At 58.4% G+C, this 24,072-nt stretch carries 20 protein-coding genes; 12 read left to right on the top strand and 8 right to left on the bottom strand.

The annotated features are described in order from the left end of the window. Window positions 1-151 precede the first annotated feature (151 nt). Together AC07N8_RS26490 and AC07N8_RS26485 are read left to right on the top strand one after the other, a co-directional pair. Window positions 152-508 (top strand): hypothetical protein, encoded by a 357-nt coding sequence (locus tag AC07N8_RS26490; protein ID WP_493146569.1) that lies wholly within the window; start codon window positions 152-154, stop codon window positions 506-508. 70 nt (window positions 509-578) lie between these two features. Further along, window positions 579-1,073, top strand: coding sequence for a GreA/GreB family elongation factor (locus AC07N8_RS26485; protein ID WP_493146571.1), 495 nt, complete (start codon window positions 579-581; stop codon window positions 1,071-1,073). Window positions 1,074-1,261: 188 nt separating this feature from the next. Here AC07N8_RS26485 and ettA read toward each other — a convergent pair whose 3' ends face one another. Beyond that, window positions 1,262-2,926, bottom strand: coding sequence for an energy-dependent translational throttle protein EttA (gene ettA, locus AC07N8_RS26480; RefSeq protein ID WP_123433500.1), 1,665 nt, complete (start codon window positions 2,924-2,926; stop codon window positions 1,262-1,264). A 285-nt stretch (window positions 2,927-3,211) separates the two neighbouring features. Here ettA and AC07N8_RS26475 point away from each other — a divergent pair, with 285 nt between their 5' ends. The 6 genes from AC07N8_RS26475 to AC07N8_RS26450 all read left to right on the top strand — a co-directional run bounded on the left by AC07N8_RS26475 (window position 3,212) and on the right by AC07N8_RS26450 (window position 12,370). Further along, on the top strand, window positions 3,212-7,060 hold the full coding sequence (locus AC07N8_RS26475) for a bifunctional diguanylate cyclase/phosphodiesterase (RefSeq protein ID WP_493146574.1): 3,849 nt from the start codon (window positions 3,212-3,214) through the stop codon (window positions 7,058-7,060). Between the two features lie 223 nt (window positions 7,061-7,283). Further along, window positions 7,284-8,537: a serine hydroxymethyltransferase gene (gene glyA / locus AC07N8_RS26470; RefSeq protein WP_059182128.1), complete on the top strand. Its 1,254-nt coding sequence runs from the start codon at window positions 7,284-7,286 to the stop codon at window positions 8,535-8,537. A gap of 232 nt (window positions 8,538-8,769) precedes the next feature. Then, window positions 8,770-9,333 carry a hypothetical protein gene (locus AC07N8_RS26465; protein ID WP_493146579.1) on the top strand — a complete coding sequence of 188 codons (564 nt, stop codon included), beginning with the start codon at window positions 8,770-8,772 and terminating at the stop codon, window positions 9,331-9,333. Between the two features lie 247 nt (window positions 9,334-9,580). Continuing rightward, a complete protein-coding gene (locus tag AC07N8_RS26460) occupies window positions 9,581-10,894 on the top strand; it encodes a C4-dicarboxylate transporter DctA (RefSeq protein WP_483842981.1) in 1,314 nt (437 codons plus the stop codon). A gap of 57 nt (window positions 10,895-10,951) precedes the next feature. Then, complete coding sequence (locus AC07N8_RS26455; RefSeq protein ID WP_483842982.1) at window positions 10,952-11,656, top strand: FadR/GntR family transcriptional regulator; 705 nt, start codon at window positions 10,952-10,954, stop codon at window positions 11,654-11,656. Window positions 11,657-11,680: 24 nt separating this feature from the next. Then, window positions 11,681-12,370, top strand: a complete 690-nt coding sequence (locus AC07N8_RS26450; RefSeq protein ID WP_493146585.1) for a GntR family transcriptional regulator — start codon at window positions 11,681-11,683, stop codon at window positions 12,368-12,370. 96 nt (window positions 12,371-12,466) lie between these two features. Here AC07N8_RS26450 and yjiA read toward each other — a convergent pair whose 3' ends face one another. The 3 genes from yjiA to AC07N8_RS26435 form a co-directional block, all read right to left on the bottom strand. Continuing rightward, window positions 12,467-13,441 (bottom strand): GTPase, encoded by a 975-nt coding sequence (gene yjiA, locus AC07N8_RS26445; RefSeq protein ID WP_483842984.1) that lies wholly within the window; start codon window positions 13,439-13,441, stop codon window positions 12,467-12,469. A gap of 170 nt (window positions 13,442-13,611) precedes the next feature. Further along, entirely contained in the window at window positions 13,612-13,809 is a 198-nt protein-coding gene (locus AC07N8_RS26440) for a YbdD/YjiX family protein (protein ID WP_007895266.1), read from the bottom strand. A 15-nt stretch (window positions 13,810-13,824) separates the two neighbouring features. Then, window positions 13,825-15,891: a carbon starvation CstA family protein gene (locus AC07N8_RS26435; protein ID WP_310270665.1), complete on the bottom strand. Its 2,067-nt coding sequence runs from the start codon at window positions 15,889-15,891 to the stop codon at window positions 13,825-13,827. A 160-nt stretch (window positions 15,892-16,051) separates the two neighbouring features. Here AC07N8_RS26435 and AC07N8_RS26430 point away from each other — a divergent pair, with 160 nt between their 5' ends. Beyond that, complete coding sequence (locus AC07N8_RS26430; RefSeq protein ID WP_493146593.1) at window positions 16,052-16,420, top strand: PilZ domain-containing protein; 369 nt, start codon at window positions 16,052-16,054, stop codon at window positions 16,418-16,420. 121 nt (window positions 16,421-16,541) lie between these two features. Here the strand turns inward: AC07N8_RS26430 and radA are convergent, their stop codons facing one another. The 3 genes from radA to katB are packed head-to-tail and all read right to left on the bottom strand — an operon-like array spanning window position 16,542 to window position 20,098. Then, window positions 16,542-17,909, bottom strand: coding sequence for a DNA repair protein RadA (radA, locus tag AC07N8_RS26425; protein WP_008040321.1), 1,368 nt, complete (start codon window positions 17,907-17,909; stop codon window positions 16,542-16,544). Between the two features lie 45 nt (window positions 17,910-17,954). Further along, entirely contained in the window at window positions 17,955-18,497 is a 543-nt protein-coding gene (locus AC07N8_RS26420) for an ankyrin repeat domain-containing protein (RefSeq protein ID WP_493146595.1), read from the bottom strand. A 59-nt stretch (window positions 18,498-18,556) separates the two neighbouring features. Beyond that, window positions 18,557-20,098, bottom strand: coding sequence for a catalase KatB (gene katB, locus AC07N8_RS26415; protein WP_493146617.1), 1,542 nt, complete (start codon window positions 20,096-20,098; stop codon window positions 18,557-18,559). A gap of 285 nt (window positions 20,099-20,383) precedes the next feature. Here katB and mscL point away from each other — a divergent pair, with 285 nt between their 5' ends. Next, the gene (gene mscL, locus AC07N8_RS26410) at window positions 20,384-20,797 is read left to right on the top strand and encodes a large-conductance mechanosensitive channel protein MscL (protein WP_483842989.1); all 414 of its coding nucleotides are present in this window, start codon (window positions 20,384-20,386) and stop codon (window positions 20,795-20,797) included. Window positions 20,798-20,842: 45 nt separating this feature from the next. On the opposite strand, the gene AC07N8_RS26405 is transcribed toward mscL, so the two are convergent. Further along, entirely contained in the window at window positions 20,843-21,619 is a 777-nt protein-coding gene (locus tag AC07N8_RS26405; RefSeq protein ID WP_493146602.1) for a ferredoxin--NADP reductase, read from the bottom strand. A gap of 355 nt (window positions 21,620-21,974) precedes the next feature. Here AC07N8_RS26405 and AC07N8_RS26400 point away from each other — a divergent pair, with 355 nt between their 5' ends. Both AC07N8_RS26400 and AC07N8_RS26395 read left to right on the top strand, forming a co-directional pair. Next, window positions 21,975-22,685, top strand: coding sequence for an autoinducer binding domain-containing protein (locus AC07N8_RS26400; RefSeq protein ID WP_483842991.1), 711 nt, complete (start codon window positions 21,975-21,977; stop codon window positions 22,683-22,685). Between the two features lie 177 nt (window positions 22,686-22,862). Then, complete coding sequence (locus AC07N8_RS26395; RefSeq protein WP_493146607.1) at window positions 22,863-23,987, top strand: methyltransferase; 1,125 nt, start codon at window positions 22,863-22,865, stop codon at window positions 23,985-23,987. Window positions 23,988-24,072 lie beyond the last annotated feature (85 nt).

Below are 24,072 nucleotides of genomic sequence, written 5' to 3'. Positions count from 1 at the left end.
CGCGAGCAAGCCCGCTCCCACATTGGATTTGTGGTGCTCAAGAAATCTCAGTCGCAGGCTCCGACAGATTCATCACAGGCCTTTCACACACGCCTCACGAATCCACTTCTAGACTTCCCCTATAGGCCGTTGCACGGCCCGGGAGTTTGAGATGTGGCGGTGCGTTGCAGTCATAGGTGTGTTGGTGTTGATCGCAGGTTGCCAGACAACCCACGAAGAATTGATCTCCAAAGGTTATCCACCGGCATTCGCCGACGGCTTCGATGACGGTTGCAGCAGTGGCCGGCAAGCTGCCGGGGCGATGAGTGGCGAGTTTCGCAAAAACGTCCCGCGCTATCTCAAGGACAAGCAATACGCCGAAGGCTGGAGTGATGGCTTTCGTCAGTGCCAGGCCATGCTCGAAAACCAGGACCGCGCCGACTATCGCAGCCACCATTGGGACGACCGGGACAAAGCCTGGCAGCAACAGAAAGACCAGGACGCCGCCCGTGCCTATCACTCGCCATGAGTCGTTTGCAGACATCCGCCGAAACTAAAAGCCTGCAACCATGGCCCAAACCCTATAACGGGAGAAGACCATGAGCCGGGCATTCGTCAACGAAGATAACGCCGCCGAGCAAGCCGACCAGCCAGTTGAACGGCAGGTCAGCACGCAACCCAACTACGTCACGCCAGCGGGGCTTGCGCAGTTGCAGGCGAAAGTCGCCGAGGTGCAAAACCTGATCAATGAACAGAGCGCGAAAGGTGAACTGGCCGACAAACAGCGCCAGGCCGACCTTGAGCGTGACTGGCGGTATTTCAATCAACGCCTGCAAAGCGCTCAACTGGTCGTACCGGCCTCCTCGACCCACAAGGTACAGATTGGCGCCTGGGTGACCTTTGCCGACGAACAGGGCAGCGAGCAGCGTGTGCAGTTGGTGGGCGAGGATCAGGCGGATGCCGCCAGCGGGTTGATCAATTGGGGCTCGCCGTTGGGGCGGGCGTTGTTGGGTGCGCAGGTGGGGGATGAGGTGGTGTGGAAGCGGCCGGTGGGGGATTTGGTGATTGAGGTTTTGCAGATAGATATTGAGTGACCATCAGGCCGCCTTCGCGAGCAGGCTCGCTCCCACAGAGGATTTGTGTTGGCTGCATATTTGAAGTCCACCGAAGATCAATTGTGGGAGCGAGCCTGCTCGCGAAGGCCGCGCCGCGGACTACCTGAATGCCCCCCATAAAAAAACGGAGCCGCGAAGGCTCCGTTTTTCATGCAACCAACCTGATATCAGGCCAGTTTCTTGTGCCGTACACGATGCGGCTGGGTAGCCGCTTCGCCGAGACGCTTGCGGCGGTCGGCTTCGTATTCGGTGTAGTTACCTTCGAAGAACACCGCTTGCGAGTCGTCTTCGTACGCCAGGATGTGCGTCGCAACGCGGTCAAGGAACCACCGATCGTGAGAGATCACAATGGCGGCGCCCGGGAAGTCCAGCAGGGCTTCTTCCAGGGAACGCAGGGTTTCAACGTCGAGGTCGTTGGACGGTTCGTCGAGCAGCAGGACGTTGCCGCCCTCCTTCAGGGTCAGGGCCAGGTGCAAACGACCGCGCTCACCACCGGACAGGTCCTTGACGAACTTCTGCTGATCGCCGCCCTTGAAGTTGAAACGACCGACGTAGGTACGCGACGGAATCTCATAGTTACCAATGCGGATCTGGTCCGAACCGTCGGAGATCTGCTGGAACACGGTCTTGCTGCCGTCCAGGTCTTCGCGGCTCTGATCGACGCACGCCAGTTGCACGGTTTCGCCGACTTCGATGCTGCCCGAATCCGGTTGTTCCTTGCCCATCAGCATGCGGAACAAGGTCGATTTACCGGCACCGTTACCGCCGATCACGCCAACGATGGCGCCTTTAGGCATGGAGAACGACAGGTTGTCGATCAACACGCGATCGCCGTAGCCCTTGCTGACGTTCTTGAATTCGATGACCTTGTCGCCCAGGCGCGGACCGGCCGGGATGTAGATCTCGTTGGTTTCGCTGCGCTTCTGGAATTCCTGCGATTGCATTTCTTCGAAGCGTTGCAGACGTGCCTTGGATTTGGACTGGCGGGCCTTGGCGCCTTTGCGCACCCATTCCAGTTCTTCCTTCATGGCTTTTTCGTGAGCCGATTGCTGCTTGGATTCGGCGGCCAGACGATCGGACTTGGCTTCGAGCCAGCCCGAATAGTTGCCCTCGTACGGAATACCGGCGCCGCGGTCGAGTTCCAGAATCCAGCCGGCAACGTTGTCCAGGAAGTAACGGTCGTGCGTGATCGCGACCACAGTGCCCGGGAAGTCGTGCAGGAAGTGCTCCAGCCAGGCGACGGAATCGGCGTCCAGGTGGTTGGTCGGTTCGTCGAGCAGCAGCATGTCAGGGGCGGACAGCAGCAGGCGGCACAGGGCCACACGACGCTTTTCACCACCGGACAGGAATTCGACCTTGGCATCCCACGCCGGCAGGCGCAGCGCATCGGCGGCGACTTCCAGCTGGCGATCCAGGTTGTGACCGTCGCTGGCTTGCAGGATGGCTTCGAGCTTGGCCTGTTCTGCCGCCAGTTTGTCGAAGTCGGCATCTTCTTCAGCGTAAGCCGCGTAGACCTCGTCCAGGCGCGCCTGGGCGTTCTTGATCACGCTGACCGCTTCCTCGACCACTTCACGCACGGTCTTGGTCGGATCCAGGATCGGTTCCTGCGGCAGGTAGCCGATGTTCAGCTCCGGCATCGGACGGGCTTCGCCCTCGAACTCGGTGTCGACGCCGGCCATGATTTTCAGCAGCGTGGATTTACCCGAACCGTTGAGGCCGAGCACGCCGATCTTGGCGCCAGGGAAGAACGACAGAGAAATGTTTTTCAGGATTTCCCGCTTCGGCGGAACAACTTTGCCCAGCCGATGCATGGTGAAGACGTATTGAGCCATGGAGAACCTTGGGTCAGTGACAGATGAATGATTGGAGCGCAGGCGAGGCCTGGCCAGACTGTGCGCGTCGTCCGATTGATGGCTATCAATACGTACACGCTGAAAAAGTCTGATTCTAGGAGCTGGAACGCTCCCGCGTAACCGGCAAAGCTACCTGAATGACGGAAGGCAGTCCAGCCGACAGGGGCTGGCACTTAGCCACAACTCAAGGCATGCTAGCCGCCCTTCGGGCGTCAGGCTTATAGTGCACGTCGCGCCAGTCCAGTCAAACCGCAGGATTCCAGTTTGCCTAATGCCACTCCGCCCGTTTCCGTGAGCGCTCCCAGTCCTGCGACCGGCTCGCCCCTGCGCGGAACCTTGAAAGGCGCACTGGCCACCCTCGTCCTGATGCTGCTCGCGCTGCTGTTCTGGCAGTTGCTGGATCAGCTTCGCGAAACCCAGAAACACCAGCGCCAATACACCATCGACTACACCGCCGACCTGGCCGCGCAAGTCAGCCTGAACATGGCGCTCAACGCGCAGATCGCCCTCAACTTGCTACCGATCGTCGAACAGCCGCAAAGCGCCGATGAACAACAGGCGTTGCTGCGCAAACTGCAACAGTCATTACCCGAGCTGCGCAGCCTGGCATTGCTCAGCCCTTCCGGCAAAATCCTCAGCGACAGCGCTGCTGGCAGCCAGGACGCCGACTACCTGAGTGATCTGGTGCGGCGCAGTCACGCCCAGGCGCACTATTTCAGTAATGCCGATGACGGTTCCGTGGTGCATCTTCTATTGCATCAGGCCAGCGGCAGCACCAGAGGCTATTGGGCACTGCGCCTGGCACCGACCTTTTTCTCGGCCCTGACCAAACAAAACGAAGCCGGCATCCGCCCGCTGTGGCTGGTGGAGAACCGGGTCAATCGCCAGATCATCAGCCGCGATGACGCATTGCCCTCCAGCACGCCCGCCGTGCTGACGCCGGATGAACTGGCCAGCAGTGTGCTGACCGTTCCCCTGAGCAGCAGCGACTGGCAGCTGCGCGGATTGTTCGATCGGCAACGCGTGCTCGAAGACCTGCTGCCGGCCTTCATCGGCAAATGCCTGCTGGGCCTGGCGCTCTCTTTGCTGCCCTTCATTGCGCTGCTGAACATGCGTCGGCGTCAACGCCAGGTGCACGAGGGCCGTCGACGCTATCAGGACATTTTCGAAGGCACCGGTGTTGCCCTCTGTGTTCTCGACGTTTCCGGGCTCAAGGGCGTTTTCGACAAGACGCAGTTGCACAGCAACGAACAACTGCATGCCTGGCTCGAGGACCCGGAACAACGCCGGCAACTGCTTCGGGAATTGCGCATCACCGAGGTCAATCAGGTTGCCCTGCAACTGCTTAACGTCAATTCCTGCGATCAAGCCTGGAACCTGCTGATCGATGGCAATCCGCTGGATGGCACGGCCATCGGCAATCAAGTGCTTGAAGCGGTGTTCAACCAGCAAAGCCAGCTTGAGCTGGAAATCAAATTGCAGGGTGCCAATGAGCGCGATCAGCATTTGTGGCTGGTACTGCGCCTGCCGGCCGATCAGGACGACTATAAAGCGGTGATCCTGAGCATCACCGACATCACCAGCCGCAAGCTGATCGAGCTGTCGCTACTGGAACGTGAAGGGTTCTGGTCCGATGTGGTGCGCACGGTACCGGATCATCTGTACGTGCAGGACGTGATCAGCCAGCGGATGATTTTCAGCAACCACCACTTGGGCCAGACCCTGGGTTACGACCGCACCGAACTGCATCAAATGGGTGAGTACTTCTGGGAAATCCTGCTGCACCCCGAAGACGCCGATTTCTACCACCGTTCGCGCCAGACCCAGCGTCAGGCCGGTTACAGCCAATTGATGCAGTGCCAGCTGCGCTTCCGTCATCGCGACGGCAAATGGCGGCGGTTCGAGATACGCGAACAGGCTTTGGCGCGGGACAAGCACAATCAAGTCACGCGCATCATTGGCGTCGCCAAGGACATCACCGATCAGATCGAAGCCAGCGAATCGTTGCGCGACAGCGAGCAGCGTTACCGGATGCTCGCCGAAAGCATCAGCGATGTGATTTTCTCCACCGACAGCAAGCTGTCGCTCAACTACGTCAGCCCCTCGGTGCAAGCCGTGCTGGGTTATGACGCAGACTGGATCTTCCAGAACGGCTGGCAATCGATCGTCGCCAACCCGCAACAATTGAGCGGCATCTTCGCCCTGATGGATCGGGTCAGCAAAGCGCTGGATAAACCCGAGCAACTGGCGCTGCTACGCAGCCAGGTGCAGACCCAACTGTTCCTGTTCGATTGCCTGCGGGCCGACGGTCGCAAGATTCCCATCGAGCTGCGGCTGGTGCTGGTCTGGGACGAACACGGCGGTTTCGAAGGCGTGCTCGGTGTCGGTCGCGACATCAGCCAGCAGCGCCGCGCCGAGAAAGACTTGCGCATGGCGGCCACGGTATTTGAACACTCGACCTCGGCGATTCTGATCACCGACCCGGCCGGTTACATCGTTCAGGCCAACGAAGCCTTCAGTCGTGTCAGCGGATACGCCGTGGAACAGGTGCTCGACCAGTTGCCGAGCATGCTGACCGTCGACGAGCAGCAGGAAGCGCACCTGCGCTACGTGCTCAAGCAACTTCATCAGAACAACACTTGGGAAGGTGAAGTCTGGCTCAAGCGCCGCAGCGGCGAACACTACCCGGCCTGGGTCGGTATCACGGCGGTCCTCGACGACGAAGGCGACCTGGCCAGCTATGTGTGCTTCTTCAGCGACATCAGCGAACGCAAGGCCAGTGAGCAGCGGATCCACCGCCTCGCCTACTACGACGCCCTGACGCACCTGCCCAACCGCACGCTGTTCCAGGATCGACTGCACACCGCGCTGCAATCGGCGGAACGGCAGAAGTCGTGGGTGGTGCTGATGTTCCTCGACCTCGACCGATTCAAACCGATCAACGACTCCCTCGGTCACGCTGCCGGCGACCGCATGCTCCAGGAAATGGCCACGCGCCTGCTCGGCTGCGTCGACGATGACGACACCGTGGCACGTATGGGCGGTGATGAGTTCACGTTGCTGCTGCAGCCGAAGGTCAACCGTGAAGTCGCCCTGAACCGGGCGATCCACGTGGCGGAACAGATCCTCGCCAGCCTGGTGAAACCCTTTGTGCTCGAAGGCCGCGAGTTCTTCGTCACGGCCAGTATCGGCATCGCCCTGAGCCCTCAGGACGGCAACGAACTCAGTCAGTTGATGAAGAACGCCGACACGGCGATGTACCACGCCAAGGAACGCGGCAAGAACAACTTCCAGTTTTATCAGGCAGACATGAACGCCAGCGCCCTTGAGCGTCTGGAGCTGGAAAGCGACTTGCGCCACGCCTTGGAACAGAACGAATTCGTGCTGTATTACCAACCGCAGTTCAGCGGCGACGGTAAACGGCTGACCGGTGCCGAGGCCTTGCTGCGCTGGCGTCATCCGCGGCGCGGACTGGTGCCGCCGGGGGATTTCATTCCGGTGCTCGAAGAGCTCGGGCTGGTGGTGGATGTCGGCGACTGGGTAATCGGTGAAGCCTGCCGTCAGCTCAAGACCTGGCACCAGACCAAGGTCCGCGTGCCGAAGGTGTCGGTGAACATCTCGGCGCGGCAGTTCTCCGATGGCCAGTTGGGCACGCGGATTGCCAATATCCTCAAGGAAACCGGCCTGCCGCCTGCGTGCCTGGAGCTGGAACTGACCGAAAGTATCCTGATGCGCGAAGTCAGCGAGGCGATGCAGATTCTTGCCGGGTTGAAAAATCTTGGCCTGAGCATCGCGGTCGACGACTTTGGCACCGGCTATTCATCACTCAACTACCTCAAGCAATTCCCGATCGACGTGCTGAAAATTGACCGCACGTTCGTCGATGGCCTGCCGTCCGGCGAACAGGACGCGCAAATCGCCCGGGCGATCATCGCCATGGCCCACAGCCTGAACCTGGCGGTAATCGCCGAGGGCGTGGAAACCCACGAACAGCTCGACTTCCTGCGTGAGCATGGGTGCGATGAGGTTCAGGGGTATCTGTTCGGCCGGCCGATGCCGCCTGCCCGGTTTGAGGCGCAGTTCAGCAATGATGCGCTGTTCATGTTCGACTGATTCTTTCAGTGGGGCAGATGGCCCCTTCGCGAGCAGGCTCGCTCCCACAGGGAAATGCATTTCAAAATGTGGGAGCGAGCCTGCTCGCGAAGGGGTCGGCATGATCACCGCTGATCCCGTCATGAAGCCCACTTGTCTGCGACATGATGTCCTTTCATATGCCATCTAAAACCCGTTGGGTTAGAATGCCCCCCTTTTCTGCCCCCGATCCTTGAGGACCGCCATGTTCAGCCGTGATTTGACTATTGCCAAGTACGACGCCGATCTTTTTGCCGCCATGGAGCAAGAAGCTCAGCGCCAGGAAGAACACATCGAGCTGATCGCTTCGGAAAACTACACCAGCCCAGCGGTGATGGAGGCTCAAGGCTCGGTACTGACCAACAAGTACGCCGAAGGCTACCCGGGCAAGCGCTACTACGGTGGTTGCGAGTTCGTTGACGTCGTCGAGCAGCTTGCAATTGATCGAGCCAAAGAACTGTTCGGCGCCGATTACGCCAACGTTCAACCGCACGCCGGTTCGCAAGCCAACAGCGCCGTTTACCTGGCCCTGCTGTCGGCTGGCGACACTATCCTGGGCATGAGCCTGGCCCACGGTGGTCACCTGACCCACGGTGCCAGCGTTTCGTCCTCCGGCAAGCTGTACAACGCCATCCAGTACGGCATCGACGCCAACGGCCTGATCGACTACGACGAAGTCGAGCGTCTGGCCGTTGAACACAAGCCGAAAATGATCGTGGCCGGTTTCTCTGCCTACTCGCAGATTCTGGACTTCCCACGCTTCCGCGAAATCGCTGACAAAGTCGGCGCTTATCTCTTTGTTGATATGGCTCACGTTGCGGGGCTGGTCGCCGCTGGCGTCTATCCGAACCCGGTGCCTTTCGCTGACGTCGTGACCACCACCACGCACAAGACCCTGCGCGGTCCACGTGGCGGCCTGATTCTGGCTCGCGCCAACGCCGACATCGAGAAGAAGCTGAACTCCGCAGTATTCCCGGGCGCCCAAGGCGGCCCGCTGGAGCACGTGATCGCCGCTAAAGCGATCTGCTTCAAGGAAGCGCTGCAGCCTGAGTTCAAGACCTACCAGCAACAAGTGGTGAAAAACGCCAAGGCCATGGCCGGCGTATTCATCGAGCGCGGTTTCGACGTGGTTTCCGGTGGTACCGAGAACCACCTGTTCCTGCTGTCGCTGATCAAACAGGAAATCTCCGGTAAAGACGCCGACGCCGCCCTGGGCAAAGCGTTCATCACCGTGAACAAAAACTCCGTTCCAAACGACCCACGCTCCCCGTTCGTCACCTCCGGCCTGCGCTTCGGCACCCCGGCTGTGACCACTCGCGGCTTCAAGGAAGCAGAGTGCAAGGAACTGGCCGGCTGGATCTGCGACATCCTGGCTGACCTGAACAACGAAGCGGTGATCGACGCCGTTCGTGAGAAGGTCAAGGCCATCTGCAAGAAGCTGCCGGTATACGGCGCTTAATTGCACCGCTAGATCTGCAGTATGAAAACCGGCCAGAGATGGCCGGTTTTTTATTGCCCAGGATTTAACTTGCGATTATTCCCGAGAAAAACACCACAACTTAGCCTCTCCGCCATCCGCCCACCCTTATACGAACTAAAACTCTTGCAACACACACAAAGCCCAACACTAATAAAAACCGCTTAGTCTAAAACCCGACTCAACAAACAACATCTAAGGTTCGGGTTACACCATGACTAACAGCATTGAAAAATCTTTCACCGCGACACTAAGAATGCTCGACCACAAAGTAGGGGTTCTTGAACAACTCCATGGCAAGCCGGCGCTGGCCACCATCACCCTCTTCAGCGGTGGCTTCTTTACCGGGAGCCCGCAAACACGGGATCACTCCCACCTGCTCGGCCTACGACCCAACGAGCAAATCGGAAAGGTGATTCCATTAAAACTGCATTTCCGACATACCCCTGACGGCTACATCCTCACAATAAAAAACAAGGGTGACTATTACAATCAGGTCATTAGCAAGAACGGACTGGATACTTTTGAAGCCATGGATTCAGACACCGACGACCCGATAACCTTTACCCTTATTGATCATCAAGGCGCTGCTATTACGCTGGACAACTTACAGGCCGTTCACTCACCGATCTCTCTCAGAATAAAAGACAAACATTACTTGGGCGGCGTCAAGATCAAAGGCTCGCCGTATATTTATCTTGGCAAAGCCGAAGAACGCTCAAAGATAACGTTCATCCTGAGCATTCTTGAAAGGAAAGTACCTCACACCAAAAATTGACACGCCACACTCTGAAAAAAAAATCGGCATTCAGTGCCGATTTTTTTGGACAAGCGCTCAAGACCGGGACATTCAGCCCAACTGGTAAGACCGGTCATGCCAATTTCAAAATTTCCCCTTGCGATCACCCAAAACCTGCGCCTAGACTGCGCCTGCACTGGACATACCGGTAAGACCACAATAATTAAGTCCTGAATCTGCTGCGCTCAAGCATCAGGCCGCCAGGACACCGACCAGGATTCCTCCCATGCTCAGATGGTGCTCGCGTTCAATCTTCCTTCAAGTGGTTCTCGGACTGGTGCTCGGCATCGTCTGCGGGCTGACCCTTCCTGAATACTCGGCCCAGCTCAAACCGCTCGGCGACGGTTTCATCAAACTGATCAAGATGCTCATCGGCCTGATCGTGTTTTGTGTGGTGGTCAGCGGCATCAGCGGTGCCGGCGACCTGAAGAAGGTCGGACGCATCGGCCTGAAATCAGTGATTTACTTCGAAGTGTTGACCACCATCGCCTTGGTGATCGGCCTGGTGTTCGCCTTCAGCACCGGCATCGGCAGCGGCGCGAACATTCATCTGGAGCAGCTCTCCGCCGCCGACATGGGCGATATCGCCCAACGCGGCCAGCACATGCACACCACCACGCAATTCCTGATGGACCTGATCCCGACCTCGGTGATTGGCGCCTTTGCCGACAACAACATCCTGCAAGTGCTGCTGTTTTCAGTACTGTTCGGCAGCGCGTTGAACCTGGTGGGCGAAGCGGCCTCGGGCATCTCCCGACTGATCAATGAACTGAGCCACGTGATTTTCCGCATCATGGGCATGATCGTGCGCCTGGCGCCGATTGGCGTGTTCGGCGCCATCGCCTTCACCACCAGCAAATATGGCCTGGATTCGCTGCAGCATCTGGGCAGCCTGGTCGGCCTGTTTTACCTGACCTGCGCCGCGTTTGTGTCGCTGATCCTCGGTCTGGTGATGCGCCTGTCCGGCCTGCGGATGTGGCCGTTGCTCAAGTACCTGCGTGAAGAACTGCTGATCGTCATGGGCACCGCTTCGTCTGACGCGGTGCTGCCGCAAATCATGCGCAAACTTGAGCATCTGGGCATCGGCAGCTCGACGGTCGGGCTGGTGATCCCCACCGGTTACTCGTTCAACCTCGACGGTTTCTCGATCTACCTGACCCTCGCCATCGTGTTCATCGCCAACGCCACCGGCACGCCGCTGGCCATGACCGACCTGCTGACCATTTTGCTGGTGTCGCTGATCACCTCCAAAGGCGCCCACGGGATTCCCGGCTCGGCGCTGGTGATCCTCGCGGCCACGCTGACGGCGATCCCGGCGATTCCGGTGGTTGGCCTGGTGTTGGTGCTCGCAGTGGACTGGTTCATGGGCATCGGCCGCGCGCTGACCAACCTGATCGGCAACTGCGTCGCCACCGTGGCCATCGCCCGTTGGGAGAAAGACATCGATATCCAGCGCGCGAACAAGGTGCTTTCCGGTCAGGTGGGTTATACCTTCCAGCCGAGAAAACCGGTCGCGCCGGCGCATCAGCAGGAATTTTGAATCAAGTGGGAGCCTGCCAGACGGCGGGTTCCCCTGCCTTTATCCATGGAGCAACCCGTGATTACCACTTCAACGGTCGTCAATTCAGTTGTAGAAAAACTTCGGGCCGCATTGGCCCGTGGTCAGTGGCGCTCCGGCGAGATGTTGCCGGGGCAGCGTGAACTGGCCGAACAACTGGGCATCAGCCGCCCGAGCCTGCGCGAAGCCGTGATCGTGCTGGAAACCCTCGGCCTGGTGCGTTCAATGCCGGGCAAAGGCGTGGTGGTGCTGGACGCCCACCTCAGCGACAGCCAAAGCCACGACAGCGCGGTGGCCGGCGCGAGCCTGGAAGATGTGCTGCAGCTGCGCTACACCCTTGAGCCGTTCATTGTCGGCCTGGTGGCGCAGTCGATCAGCAGCAAGGAAGTCGGGCAACTGCGCCTGACTCTGATGGACATGCGCGAAGCGCTCGAAGCCAACGACGCCGAGGCCGGGGTCAACGCCTACATCGCCTTCCACGAAGAATTGTTCACGCTGACGTCCAATCCGATTTTCCAGAGCGTGGTGCAGCAGACCAGTAACGCGCTCAAGCAAAGCGCCGAAGTGCTGCGAAACTCGCCGGAACATCTGGCCGAGCGCCTGGAAGAAAACGAAGCCGTGGTGCGCGCAATCCGTAGCAAGAACAGCGCACAGGCCAGTGCCGAAATGCGCCGCCACATCCTTCGCGAAGGACGGCGAATGGGCATCGAATTGAACATCCCGGACGACAACCTCGGCAGTTGAAACCTTTGGAACCGGAGACCGGCCATGAACAGCTTCGCTTCACCGCAGATGCTTGTTGCCCTGCCCTTTCCCGACCGGGAGGAGGATCTGTATTCACGGGTTTTCGACGCCATTCTCGAACAGCGCATTGATGCGGGCAGTCGTTTTACCGAAGACAGCCTGGCGCAGATGTTCAGCGCTCGACGCGGTGATATCCGGGGTGTGCTGACGCGATTGGCTCATCAGCAGATCATCGTACTTCGGGCGAATCATCGGCCGCGTGTGGCTGCGCTGGATGTCGAACAGGTCCGGCAAACGTTGCATGCACGGCGGCTGGCCGAGGTCACGTTGGTGCGGTTGGCTTGTCAGCACCCGTGCCCGCACGCGTTGAAACGCTTGGGAGCGTTGATCGACAGCGAGCGCGAAAGTGCCCGGCGCGATTCAGCGATTCGGTTGTCGGGGGAGTTTCATCTACAACTGGCGAAAATGGCTGGGAATGCTCCATTGGCGCATTTTCTGGACAGCCTGGTGCCACTGACGGCGCTGGCCGTTGCGCAGTTTGATGGATGGCTGGAGGGTTATTGCGATTGGCAGGTTCATCAACGGATTTTGGCGGCGGTGGAGCATCGGGATGAGGGAATGGCGGTCGCGTTGCTGAATCAGCATCTGGATCATTTGGAAGAGGTGTTACTGAATTCCGGGCCGACACTCCGCCAGAATCGGGTTGCCGGTTAGGCCGCCTTCGCGAGCAAGCCCGCTCCCACATTTGGAATGCATTCCCCTGTGGGAGCGGGCTTGCTCGCGAAGAGGCCCTTTCAGTCACCGAAAATGTCAGGGCTGCGCCGCCACCCGTGCAAACCCCTCACGAATCTTCTCTTCCGGCAAATCATCCGCAATAAACACGATCACACTTTCCCGCGCCTCGCCCTCCGCCCATTCCGTGTCCCAGTCGAATCCGTACAACTTCAGGACACCCTGGAACACCATGCGTCGCGGCTCGCCGGCAATGTTCAACACGCCTTTGTAGCGCAGCAACTGCTTGCCATGGTCTTCCAGCAGTTCGTTCATGAACTCGCTGAGCTTGTCGATATCCAGCGGCTGGTCGGTACGCAGCACCAGGCTGGAGATACGGTCAATGGACGGCGCTTTGCTGACCGGACGCAAACTCACGCCACCGCCAAGATCCGCATTCAGGTTAAAACCGCGCACGTCGAGCAATTCGGCCAGGTCGATATTGCCGTGATCGACCACGCGGATCGGTGCACGCCGGTTGATGCGCGTCAGGCGCTCACTCAATGCGGTAAACGTCGGCTCGTCCACCAGATCACGCTTGCTCACCAGCAAGCGGTCGGCGAAACCGATTTGCGCCTGGGCGATGGTTTGGGTCAGGTGAGTCTCGGCGTGCGCGGCGTCCACCAGAGTGATAATGCCGTCGAGGATGTAGCGCTCGCGCAGTTCTTCGTCGATGAAAAAGGTTTGCGCCACCGGCGCTGGATCGGCCAGGCCGGTGCATTCGATCACCAGACGGTCGAAGGCGATGTCACCGCTGTCCAGGCGTTCGAGCAACAGGTACAGCGCCTTGGTCAGGTCGGTGTGGATGGTGCAGCAGACGCAGCCGTTGGACAGCGTCATGACTTGTACCGGCTCGTCGCCCAACAGTTGGGTGTCGATACCGGCATCGCTGAATTCGTTTTCGATCACGGCGATTTTCAGCCCGTGCTCGGCTTTGAGCAGGTGGCGCAACAGCGTGGTCTTGCCGGCACCGAGAAAGCCGCTGAGGATTGTTACCGGGATGGGAGAGGACAAACTGGATCTCCTGACTCACAAAATTAAAGTATCAACACAAAACAACTGTGGGAGCGAGCCTGCTCGCGAAAGCGGTGTGTCAGTCAACATAAGTGTCAAATGACAGATTGCCTTCGCGAGCAGGCTCGCTCCCACAGGTTTTACTTCACAGCATGACCTGACTCAGCAGATCAACAGCACTTCGGCCCACCCTTGCCACCGTAACGAGCTTCCTGGCGTTCGCGGAAGAACATTTCGTAGCTCATCACCGGTTTGTCCGGGTGTTTGGTTTGCATATGCTCGACGTAGTTGTCGTAGTCGGGCATGCCGACCATCAGGCGCGCGGCCTGACCGAGGTATTTACCGAGGCGACTCAGGTCATTGAACATGTTTGCAATCCTCGATTACGCGTCCGGCAGGGCCTGGAATGGCGCTTCTTTATCCGTACGCTCTTTCGTACCCCAGGCGGCGATGCCGACCTTGAGTGCGTAGAACAGAATACTGAAGACCACGAACAGGAACAGCGCCGTCAGCGTTGCGTTGGTGTAGGCGTTGAAGATCACGTGCTGCATTTGCGTAATGTCCTTGGCCGGGGCGAGGAGCTGACCATTGGCCAGCGCATCGCTGTATTTCTTCGCCAGCGACAGGAAGCCGATCGCCGGGTTGGCGTCGAACAGCTTGATGAAGCCTGCGGTTACGGTGCAGATCAGCAGCCAGACCGCCGGCAGCATGGTCACCCAAATGTAGCGTTGGCGCTTCATTTTGATCAGCACCACCGTTGCCAACATCAGCGCTATACCGGCGAGCATCTGGTTGGAGATGCCGAACAGCGGCCACAAGGTGTTGATGCCGCCCAACGGGTCGATCACGCCCTGATACAGCAACCAGCCCCACATCGCCACGCAACCGCCGGTGGCGATCAGGTTGGCGGTCCAGGATTCGGTACGGCGCAAGGCCGGCACGAAGGAGCCGAGCAAATCCTGGAGCATGAATCGACCGGCACGGGTACCGGCATCGACTGCGGTCAGGATGAACAGCGCTTCGAACAGGATCGCGAAGTGGTACCAGAACGCCATGGTGTTTTCACCCGGCAGGACACTGTGCAGGATCTGCGCGATACCGACCGCCAGGGTCGGCGCACCACCGGCACGGGCCAGAATGGTGGTTTCACCAATGTCATGGGCCACCGCTTGCAGGGCTTCCGGGGTAATCGCAAAGCCCCAGCTGCTGACGGTTTGCGCGACCGCTACGATGTCACCACCGACTACAGCAGCCGGGCTGTTCATGGCGAAGTACACGCCCGGCTCGATCACCGAGGCGGCGACCATGGCCATGATGGCAACGAAGGATTCCATCAACATCGCGCCGTAACCGATGTAACGGGAATTGACTTCGTTATCCAGCAGCTTCGGCGTGGTGCCGGAAGAGATCAGCGCGTGGAAACCCGAGACCGCGCCACAGGCGATGGTGATGAACAGGAACGGGAACAGACCGCCCTTCCACACTGGGCCAGTGCCATCGATGAACTGGGTCAGCGCCGGCATTTTCAGCTCGGGCATGGTCACCAGAATGCCGATCGCCAAAGCGACGATGGTGCCGATTTTCAGGAACGTCGACAGGTAGTCACGGGGGGCCAGGATCAGCCACACCGGCAGTACCGCCGCGACAAAACCGTAGCCGACCAGCATCCAGGTAATCTGGATCCCGGTGAAGCTGAACGCCTTGGCCCAGACCGGATCCGCCGCAATCTGCCCACCGAGCCAGATCGAACCGAGCAGCAACGCCACGCCGACCACGGAGATTTCGCCAATGCGACCCGGACGGATGTAGCGCATGTAAATGCCCATGAACATCGCAATCGGGATGGTCGCCATCACCGTGAAAATGCCCCAAGGGCTCTCGGCCAGGGCTTTCACCACGATCAGCGCCAGCACCGCGAGGATGATGATCATGATCAGGAAGCAGCCAAACAGCGCGATGGTGCCGGGGATGCGGCCCATTTCTTCACGGACCATGTCGCCCAGGGAGCGGCCATTGCGGCGGGTCGACATGAACAACACCATGAAGTCCTGAACCGCGCCGGCCAGCACCACACCAGCGATCAGCCACAATGTGCCGGGCAGATACCCCATCTGCGCCGCCAACACCGGCCCGACCAGCGGCCCCGCGCCAGCGATGGCCGCGAAGTGGTGCCCGAAGAGGATGTGTTTGTTGGTCGGAACGTAGTCCAGACCGTCATTATTGAGTACGGCGGGGGTGGCCCGTCGCGGGTCGAGTTGCATCACATTGTTCGCGATGAACAGACTGTAGTAGCGATACGCAACCAGATAAATGGCCACGGCAGCGACCACAATCCACAAGGCGTTGATCGCCTCACCTCGGCGCAATGCCACTACACCCAGGGCGCACGCACCGACGATTGCCAGCAGCAGCCAGGGTAAATGGCGTAGCAGGCTATTATTATTTTTCATTTTATGATTCCAGCCAGAGTGGACAAGAAAGACAGCCACCCCGAGTTTAGCTCTCCTGACGGCAAAGGCCATACCCCGACATTGGTCTAGACGCCGGCCTGCGCTGGCAGGCTTCAATAATGCCGGTCTATAGTCAGCGTACCTTTCCGAGGATTACGCCATGAGCGAACAAGCAGCCGACCGCCGCCGCTTCAAACGTATCGAGTTCGATGCCAAGACCGAGCTGAGTCAGGGGGAGTACATCTGGCCGGTGAAGCTGATTGATCTGTCGCTCAAGGGGCTGTTGGTCGAGAAGCCCGAGCCGTGGCTGGGCAATCGGGAGCATCACTTTTGCGTTGATGTTCATCTGACGCCTGAAGTCGCGATCAAGATGGATGTTCTATTGACCCACGATGACCATGGCCAGCTCGGCTTCGTCTGCAAACACATCAGCCTCGAATCCATCGAGCGCCTGCGGCGGTTGATCGAACTCAACCTGGGGGATCCGGAGGAGCTGGAACGCGAGCTGGGCGCCCTGATCGAAGTCTGAAGGTTTGCCGCAATTGCAATGTGGGAGCGAGCCTGCTCGCGAATGCGGCGTGACATTCAACATTTAAGTCGACAGGCATACCGCTTTCGCGAGCAGGCTCGCTCCCACAGGGATTGGTTCGTTATTCGAACAAGGCGTCGAGGGCCTGCTCCAGACGGGTCACGGCAATAATCTGCAACCCCGGCGGCGCCTCTTTCGGTGCATTGCCCTTGGGCACGATGGCGCGCTTGAAGCCGTGCTTGGCGGCTTCTTTCAGGCGTTCCTGACCGCTTGGCACCGGGCGCACTTCGCCGGACAGGCCAACTTCGCCAAACACCAACAGATCATGGGGCAATGGCCGGTTGCGCAAACTGGACATGACGGCGGCCATCAATGCCAGGTCAGACGCGGTCTCCAACACCTTCACACCACCGACCACGTTGAGAAACACGTCCTGATCGTGGGTGGGAATGCCGCCGTGCCGGTGCAGGACCGCCAGCAACATCGCCAGGCGATTCTGATCCAGCCCCAGCGTGACCCGGCGCGGATTCGCCAAATGACTGTCGTCCACCAGGGCCTGGACTTCCACCAGCATGGGCCGCGTCCCTTCCCACGTCGCCATGACCACACTGCCCGGGACTTCCTCCTGAGCGCGGGTGAGAAAAATCGCCGACGGGTTAGAGACTTCTTTCAGTCCCTTGTCAGTCATGCCGAACACACCCAATTCGTTGACTGCGCCAAAACGGTTTTTCACCGCACGCAGCAAACGCAAACGTCCATCGGATTCGCCTTCGAAATACAGCACGGTATCGACCATGTGCTCCAGCACACGGGGACCGGCCAGCGCGCCTTCCTTGGTCACGTGACCGACGAGGAAAATCGCGGTGCCACTCTGCTTGGCATAACGCACCAGCAAGGCCGCACTCTCGCGCACCTGAGAGACGCCGCCCGGGGCCGATTGCAATTGTTCGGTGAAGATCGTCTGGATCGAGTCGATCACCATGACCTTGGGCTTTTCAACCCGGGCCGTGGCGATAATGGTTTCGATGCAGGTTTCGGTCATCACCCGCAATTGGTCCTGCGGCAAGCCCAAGCGGCGGGCGCGCATGGCTACTTGTTGCTGCGACTCTTCGCCGGTGACGTACAGCGCCGGCATGCTCTTGGCGAGGTTGCACAAGGTTTGCAACAGAATGGTCGATTTACCGATGCCCGGGTCGCCGCCGATCAGCACCACCGAACCGTCGACCAGGCCACCGCCCAGCACCCGATCGAGTTCGCTGGAGGCCGTGGAAAAACGCGGGATTTCTTCGACACTGACTTCCGCCAGGGTCTTGATTTGGGCCTGTTGGCCGGTCCATCCGGTGCGACCGCTGGGGGCGGCGGCGCCACCGCTTTCAACCATGGTTTCGGTCAGCGTGTTCCAGGCCCCGCACTCGCCGCACTGGCCGGCCCACTTGGGGAAGGTTGAGCCACACTCGGTGCAGCCGTACATGCGCTTGGCCTTGGCCATCTGAACTCCCGGCAAAAACCGCGATGATAGCTCAGCTGACGTCAATCAGCGCGGCGCGGCGGTACGGATTTCACCGTTGGCCAGACGCGCGGCGCTGTTGCCCAACGGATCCTCGGCGTCCAGGTCCGCGCCTTTGGCCTTGAGTGCGTCGAGCAGTTCGGCACGCTTGAACAATCCGGCGTACATCGCAGCCGTTTGCCCCGCGCCGTTGCGTTGGTCGGGGCTGCAATTGGCTAACAGCAAGGTCCGGGCAATCTGCACTTCCCCTTTGAAAATCGCCCCCATCAATGCCGTGTTGCCTCGCTGGTCCTGAGCACAGGCATCCGCGCCGGCGGCGAGCAACCGGTCCACTGCAGCGGTCTGGCCGTGATAGGCCGCCAGGATCAGCGCGGTGTAGCCCTTATTGTCGCGGGTGTCGAGTGAGTAGCCAGCCTCAATGAACGTGTCGAGCATGGGCACATCGCCACGGCGGGCGGCGTCGAAGTAGTAATCCTGCAGTTGAGCAGACAGCGCCGCCGAGTCGTCGCGGGGGGTGGAAAAGGCACTGGTCGTGAGCAACGCCAGCCACACAAACAGATAAATACGCATCGCAAACTCCTTGGCTGGACGGGACCTCAACGGAGGTCCCGCATTTCAGGCAAACGCGGTCAGTCGACTAGGTTGGCCGCCAGCGCCTTGACCCGGCTCAGGTCACCCTTGGCCACCTTGGTCACGCCTGTCCCGTACTCCGGGTCGGCCTTGTACAGGAACGACAGAATGATGTGCTTGCTCTCGTCATCGGTTGTCGCGAGCGAACCGCCAAAACTCTCGATCAGGTCGTTTCGCTCTTTTTTACTGAAGGAGCGATACAGATCACCGGCCTGCTTGAAGTTTTGCTCGCGCTGGATTTTCGCCTGCTGGGTGCTGCCCGTCAGCGCCGATTGGCTGTAACGCGCACTCTGTGGTTCCTCGCGAGGCATCAGACGGCTCGGCTGATAGTTCACGCCTGTGGTGCTGTGGCCAATGTTCATCGCGCCGTCCTGATTACCGTTGTTCACGGCAACTTTTGGCGCATTGATCGGCAATTGCTGTGCGTTGGCACCCAGGCGATAGAGTTGAGTATCGGCATAGGAGAACACTCGCCCTTGCAATAGGCGATCTTCCGAAGGCTCGATACCGGGAACCAGATTGGCCGGAGCCATCGCCACTTGTTCGGTTTCCTGGAAGACATTCGAAGGATTACGATCCAGGATCATTTGTCCAACTTTTCGTTCAGGAACTCCAGGCCAGATCTTCGTCGCATCCAATGGATCGAAATCAAACTTGTACAAGTCTTGAGATTTTACAACCTGGACGTACAAGTCCCATTTCGGGAAGTCACCCTTGTCAATATGAGCGACCAAATCATTGGTCATGTGGCTGTAATCTTTTCCTTGAACTTTTGATACCGACTCGGGATCGAGATTATTAATCCCCTGCAAACTTTTCCAGTGAAACTTCACATAATGTACATCGCCTTTGGCGTTAACTAACTTGTAGGCGTGTACACCGTTTCCGTCCATTTCCCGATAACTGGCTGGCGTGCCAGCATTGGAATACAACTCGGTCAGGGTGCGAGTGGCTTCAGGGACATGGGAGAAGAAATCAAATCGCCGCGAATCATCGTCGAGGTTGGTGCGCGGGTCTGGTTTAAACGCGTGAACCATGTCTGGAAACTTGATCGCATCACGGATGAAAAAGGTCGGGAAATTGTTTCCCACCAGGTCCCAGTTGCCGTCGGCGGTGTAGAACTTGGTGGCGAAACCACGAGGATCGCGCAGGGTTTCCGGCGAATGGTTGCCATGAACGACGGCGGAGAAACGCACGAACACCGGTGTGCTCTGACCGTCAGCAAACACTTTCGCCTTGGTCAGGTCGCTCAGGTCATTGGTCACGGTGAAAGTGCCGTGGGCGCCAGTGCCACGAGCATGCACCACACGTTCAGGAATGCGCTCCCGGTCAAAGCGCTGCAGCTTCTGGATCAGTTGCACGTCCTGCAACAGCACCGGGCCTGTAGCACCGGCCGTTTGTGAGTTCTGGTTATCGCCCACGGCAGCACCGTTATCACGGGTCAGGTTGGCAGCATGGACGGAGAAGGACAGCAGGCTGGCGGTTAAAACGCCGAGCGTACGCCAATGGGCAAAGGCCCCAAGGCCAAGGGTAGAAGTCATATCAGGTTCCTCTGTTTTCAAGGCGCACTCCCAGTGCGCTGAACCGAGGCTAGAGGCCGAACCGGCAAAACTTAAATAGAAAAAACGCAACATGATGATTTGGATATTTATGTCGCTAATCAGTCGGTTAGCGCGTATTCCGCGCGCGATTGCTGGCACTTTGCAAACTAATTGCCGGCTGACAGGTCGATAGTCACGAGCATTGTAATGAGGTGTTTCAAGCAGGAGCTGTTTTGCTGAATTACACTGCCTCCACCAACCTCATCTGTAACAAGGAAATAACCTATGGGCGTGATAAGTGAGTTCAAGGCCTTCGCGGTCAAAGGTAATGTGATCGACATGGCCGTCGGTATTATCATCGGCGCCGCCTTCGGCAAGATCGTGACGTCGTTTGTCGGCGACGTGGTCATGCCGCCCATTGGCTTGCTGATCGGCGGGGTGGACTTCAGTGACCTGGCCATTACGCTCAAGGCTGCCGAAGGCAATGCCCCGGCCGTGGTGCTGGCCTACGGCAAATTCATCCAGAGCATGATTGACTTCGTCATTGTCGCGTTCGCGATTTTCATGGGGATCAAGGCGATCAACCAACTGAAGCGCGAAGAGGCTGCGGCCCCGACGCTGCCGCCGGTTCCGACCAAGGAAGAAGAGTTGTTGAGCGAGATCCGCGATCTGCTCAAGGCCCAGAACGATCGGCCCTGAAGGCTGGTTGAACACAGAAACGGCGCCCTTGAGGCGCCGTTTTTTTTACCAGAAGTTTTCCACAGCCACCTGGCCTGGACGGCGGCTGAGGCTCAGGTGCATGTCGCGCTGCTTGAGCAGTTTGCGCGTGTCATCGATCATCTGCGGGTTACCGCAGAGCATGACCCGCGAATGCTCGGGTGTTAGCGCCACGCCCGCAGCACTCTCCAGCTCGCCATTTTCGATCAGCGTGGTGATTCTTCCATTCAGCGCACCAGGATGTTGTTCGCGAGTAACGGTGGCGATGAACTGCAATTTGTGGGCGTTTTCGGCCAGATAATCGCGCCCTGCCAACCCCGCAATCAGCGTCTGATACGCCAGTTCCCGGGCTTCGCGCACACTGTAGACGAGGATGATGCGTTCGTACTTCTCCCACACTTCGAAGTCCTGCAGGATCGACAGGAACGGGGCAACGCCGGTGCCTGTGGATAACAACCAGAGGTCACGCCCATCGACGAAGCGGTCCGGGGTCAAATAACCAAAGGCTTGGCGGTCGACCAGCAAGGTATCACCGACCTCCAGTCGACTCAGCTCGCTGGTGAACTCACCGCCCGGCACCACGATAGAGAAGAACTCGAGAAATTCGTCATGGGGTGACGACACCATTGAATAGGCACGCCAGACCGTACTGCCATCGGTTTTGGTGACCCCTAGCCGGGCGAACTGACCGGCCCTGAAGCGAAAGCCCGGATCTCTTGTGGCTCGCAGCGTAAACAGGTTTGGGGTCAACGGCTGGACGTCGAGCAAGGTCTGGCGAGTGTATTTTTCGGCACTGGCGGTCATGGCACGCTCCATTGAACTGATATCACCAGTGTCGCGCAAACCAGGCGATGTAAACACCCGTGATCTGTAGTGTCTTTGGAAATGAGATCCAATGCTAGTTTGGTATTAGTTGTACAGTTACTTTTGTATTGTCGATCACCCGGATCAAAGTTGTACAACAACGTAATAAGTAGAATGACATACGCCATATGAAGTAATTTTGTGAACCTGAAAAGCTAAGAACCAGATATGCACTTTAGATAATTTTCAAGAGCAAAAAAATTGCAGCGTATTTGTAGGATTACTCCTACACTCGGGGCGTGCTGGATCTCGGATCCAATTTGCACCCCCAAGATATCCGCATGGAGCTACTGCAATGAATATGTGGAAGGAGTCACAGTTAAGACAGATATTTGAAACCAAGGAGATTAAGCCCGCCTATGAGATTTCACTCTTGCTGGCCCAAAGACTCGGCTTCAATTTCTGTGCTTTTTCAATTACATCTCCCGCGTTTATGCCTCATCACGACAACGTAAGTTTTAACAACTACCCAGTCGATTGGAATTCGACATATGAACATGACCATTTCGGCGACATAGACCCAATACTGGCTCATTGTAATCAATCAGAAATGCCGATTCTTTGGGAAGATAAGGTCTTCTCAAAGGCCCCGCAGCTGAGACAGGCGCAAAAAAAACAAGGCTTGCAGTTTGGTTGGTCACAATCGATTCATGACGGCAGTGGTCTGCGCAGCATGTTTAGCCTGGCCAGAAGCAACAACCCGATCACTGCCGATGAATGGTATGGACATCTGGGCTACGCCATTCTAATCAACCGCCATTTGAATGGGCTCGTGGCTAAAAAACTGAATCATCGCCTGCCGTCTGCCTGCACACCCCAATTGTCGACACGTGAAATCGAAATCCTGAAATTGTCGGCCGACGGCAAAACCGCCTACGAATGCTCAAGAATCCTCAGCATCAGTGAACGCACCATCAATTTTCATGTGCACAGCGCAATCCAGAAATTTGGTGTGAACAACAAAATCGCTGCAGTAATAAAGGCTGTGAGGGTTGGCGTTATCTGAATCCATTCAGTACGAAGAAAACCCACGGGTAATCAAGCCGAAAAAAACGTACCATTTGCGGCCCCCTGAGTGATGTCGTCTATAACTTCACGACGCAGTGCACTCGGCCGGTCCCGTCCGCTACAACGCCTCCGGCCGCGGGACACCACACCCGTTGACTACCCAGAGCCCCGCCTCATGCCCCTGCTCGAAACACCCTTCGCCCAACTCGACCTGATCCGCCAGCCAGAACAGCAGAACGAACCGCTGCAAGCGTTCGATGCCGCCGACGAATACCTGCTCAACCACTTGGCCGAACAACAGCCCTCGGCCGAGACTCGGGTACTGGTGTTGAACGACAGTTTTGGTGCGTTGGCCGCCAGCCTCGCGGGCAAGGTCCGGGTGATCAGCAGTGGCGACTCGTTCCTGGCCTTTCAGGGCCTGGAAAAAAATCTGATTCGTAACGGCCAGGCGTTTGACGCCGTGCCGAGCGTGCCGGCCAGCGAAGCGTTCAGTGGTCCGTTCGACCGGGTGTTGATCCGCGTGCCGAAAACCCTGGCGTTGCTGGAAGAACAACTGATTCGCCTGCAGGGCCAACTGGCGCCGGGCGCGCAGGTGATTGCGACGGCGATGATCAAGCACCTGCCACGTGCTGCCGGTGATCTGCTGGAACGCTATATCGGCCCGGCACAAGCTTCCCTGGCGGTGAAAAAGGCCCGGCTATTGATCGCCACACCAGAAGCAAAAGCCCCGGTCGTGTCCCCCTACCCTTCGCGCTATCAGCTGGATGAACCAGCCATTGAACTGCTGAACCACGCCAACGTGTTCTGCCGCGAAGGACTGGACATCGGCACCCGGGCCTTTCTGCCGCACCTGCCAAAAAACCTCGGTACTGCGCGAGTGGCCGACCTCGGTTGCGGTAACGGTGTGTTGGCCATCGCCAGTGCACTGCAAAACCCCGAGGCGCAGTACACGCTGGTCGACGAGTCGTTCATGGCAGTGCAATCGGCCGCCGAAAACTGGCGCGCTGCGCTGGGTGACAGAGCGGTGATTGTGCGGGCCGGCGACGGTCTGGCCGGGCAGGAAGCTCAATCCCTGGACGTGGTGTTGTGCAATCCACCGTTCCATCAACAACAAGTCGTCGGCGACTTTCTCGCCTGGCGCATGTTCCAGCAGGCCCGGGAAGCGCTGGTGGTGGGTGGCGCGCTGTATATCGTTGGCAACCGTCACCTGGGTTACCACAGCAAGCTCGCCCGGTTGTTCCGCGGCGTCGAACAAGTGGCCGCCACGCCAAAATTCGTAATTCTCAAAGCCCGCAAATAAACCGGGGCAAAAAAAAGGTTCTTCACGGAATCCCGGGAAACACAGAAACAAGAACGCCGATTTGATTGATGATGTTCGTGCGAGC

The sequence above is a fragment of the Pseudomonas sp. GW821-FHT10C09 genome (assembly GCF_059415465.1).
Note: the sequence above shows the minus strand (reverse complement) of the source record. Positions and strands in the feature narration are given on the sequence as shown.

Excerpts from the sequence above, each read along its gene's own strand:
- glyA (WP_059182128.1), top strand. The coding sequence starts at position 7,284 with ATGTTCAGCCGTGATTTGACTATTGCCAAGTACGACGCCGATCTTTTT.
- AC07N8_RS26485 (WP_493146571.1), top strand. The coding sequence starts at position 579 with ATGAGCCGGGCATTCGTCAACGAAGATAACGCCGCCGAGCAAGCCGAC.
- radA (WP_008040321.1), bottom strand. The coding sequence starts at position 17,909 with ATGGCCAAGGCCAAGCGCATGTACGGCTGCACCGAGTGTGGCTCAACC.
- katB (WP_493146617.1), bottom strand. The coding sequence starts at position 20,098 with ATGACTTCTACCCTTGGCCTTGGGGCCTTTGCCCATTGGCGTACGCTC.
- AC07N8_RS26395 (WP_493146607.1), top strand. The coding sequence starts at position 22,863 with ATGCCCCTGCTCGAAACACCCTTCGCCCAACTCGACCTGATCCGCCAG.
- AC07N8_RS26420 (WP_493146595.1), bottom strand. The coding sequence starts at position 18,497 with ATGCGTATTTATCTGTTTGTGTGGCTGGCGTTGCTCACGACCAGTGCC.
- AC07N8_RS26460 (WP_483842981.1), top strand. The coding sequence starts at position 9,581 with ATGCTCAGATGGTGCTCGCGTTCAATCTTCCTTCAAGTGGTTCTCGGA.
- mscL (WP_483842989.1), top strand. The coding sequence starts at position 20,384 with ATGGGCGTGATAAGTGAGTTCAAGGCCTTCGCGGTCAAAGGTAATGTG.
- AC07N8_RS26405 (WP_493146602.1), bottom strand. The coding sequence starts at position 21,619 with ATGACCGCCAGTGCCGAAAAATACACTCGCCAGACCTTGCTCGACGTC.
- AC07N8_RS26465 (WP_493146579.1), top strand. The coding sequence starts at position 8,770 with ATGACTAACAGCATTGAAAAATCTTTCACCGCGACACTAAGAATGCTC.
- ettA (WP_123433500.1), bottom strand. The coding sequence starts at position 2,926 with ATGGCTCAATACGTCTTCACCATGCATCGGCTGGGCAAAGTTGTTCCG.
- AC07N8_RS26490 (WP_493146569.1), top strand. The coding sequence starts at position 152 with ATGTGGCGGTGCGTTGCAGTCATAGGTGTGTTGGTGTTGATCGCAGGT.
- AC07N8_RS26435 (WP_310270665.1), bottom strand. The coding sequence starts at position 15,891 with ATGAAAAATAATAATAGCCTGCTACGCCATTTACCCTGGCTGCTGCTG.
- AC07N8_RS26430 (WP_493146593.1), top strand. The coding sequence starts at position 16,052 with ATGAGCGAACAAGCAGCCGACCGCCGCCGCTTCAAACGTATCGAGTTC.
- AC07N8_RS26440 (WP_007895266.1), bottom strand. The coding sequence starts at position 13,809 with ATGTTCAATGACCTGAGTCGCCTCGGTAAATACCTCGGTCAGGCCGCG.
- AC07N8_RS26450 (WP_493146585.1), top strand. The coding sequence starts at position 11,681 with ATGAACAGCTTCGCTTCACCGCAGATGCTTGTTGCCCTGCCCTTTCCC.
- AC07N8_RS26400 (WP_483842991.1), top strand. The coding sequence starts at position 21,975 with ATGAATATGTGGAAGGAGTCACAGTTAAGACAGATATTTGAAACCAAG.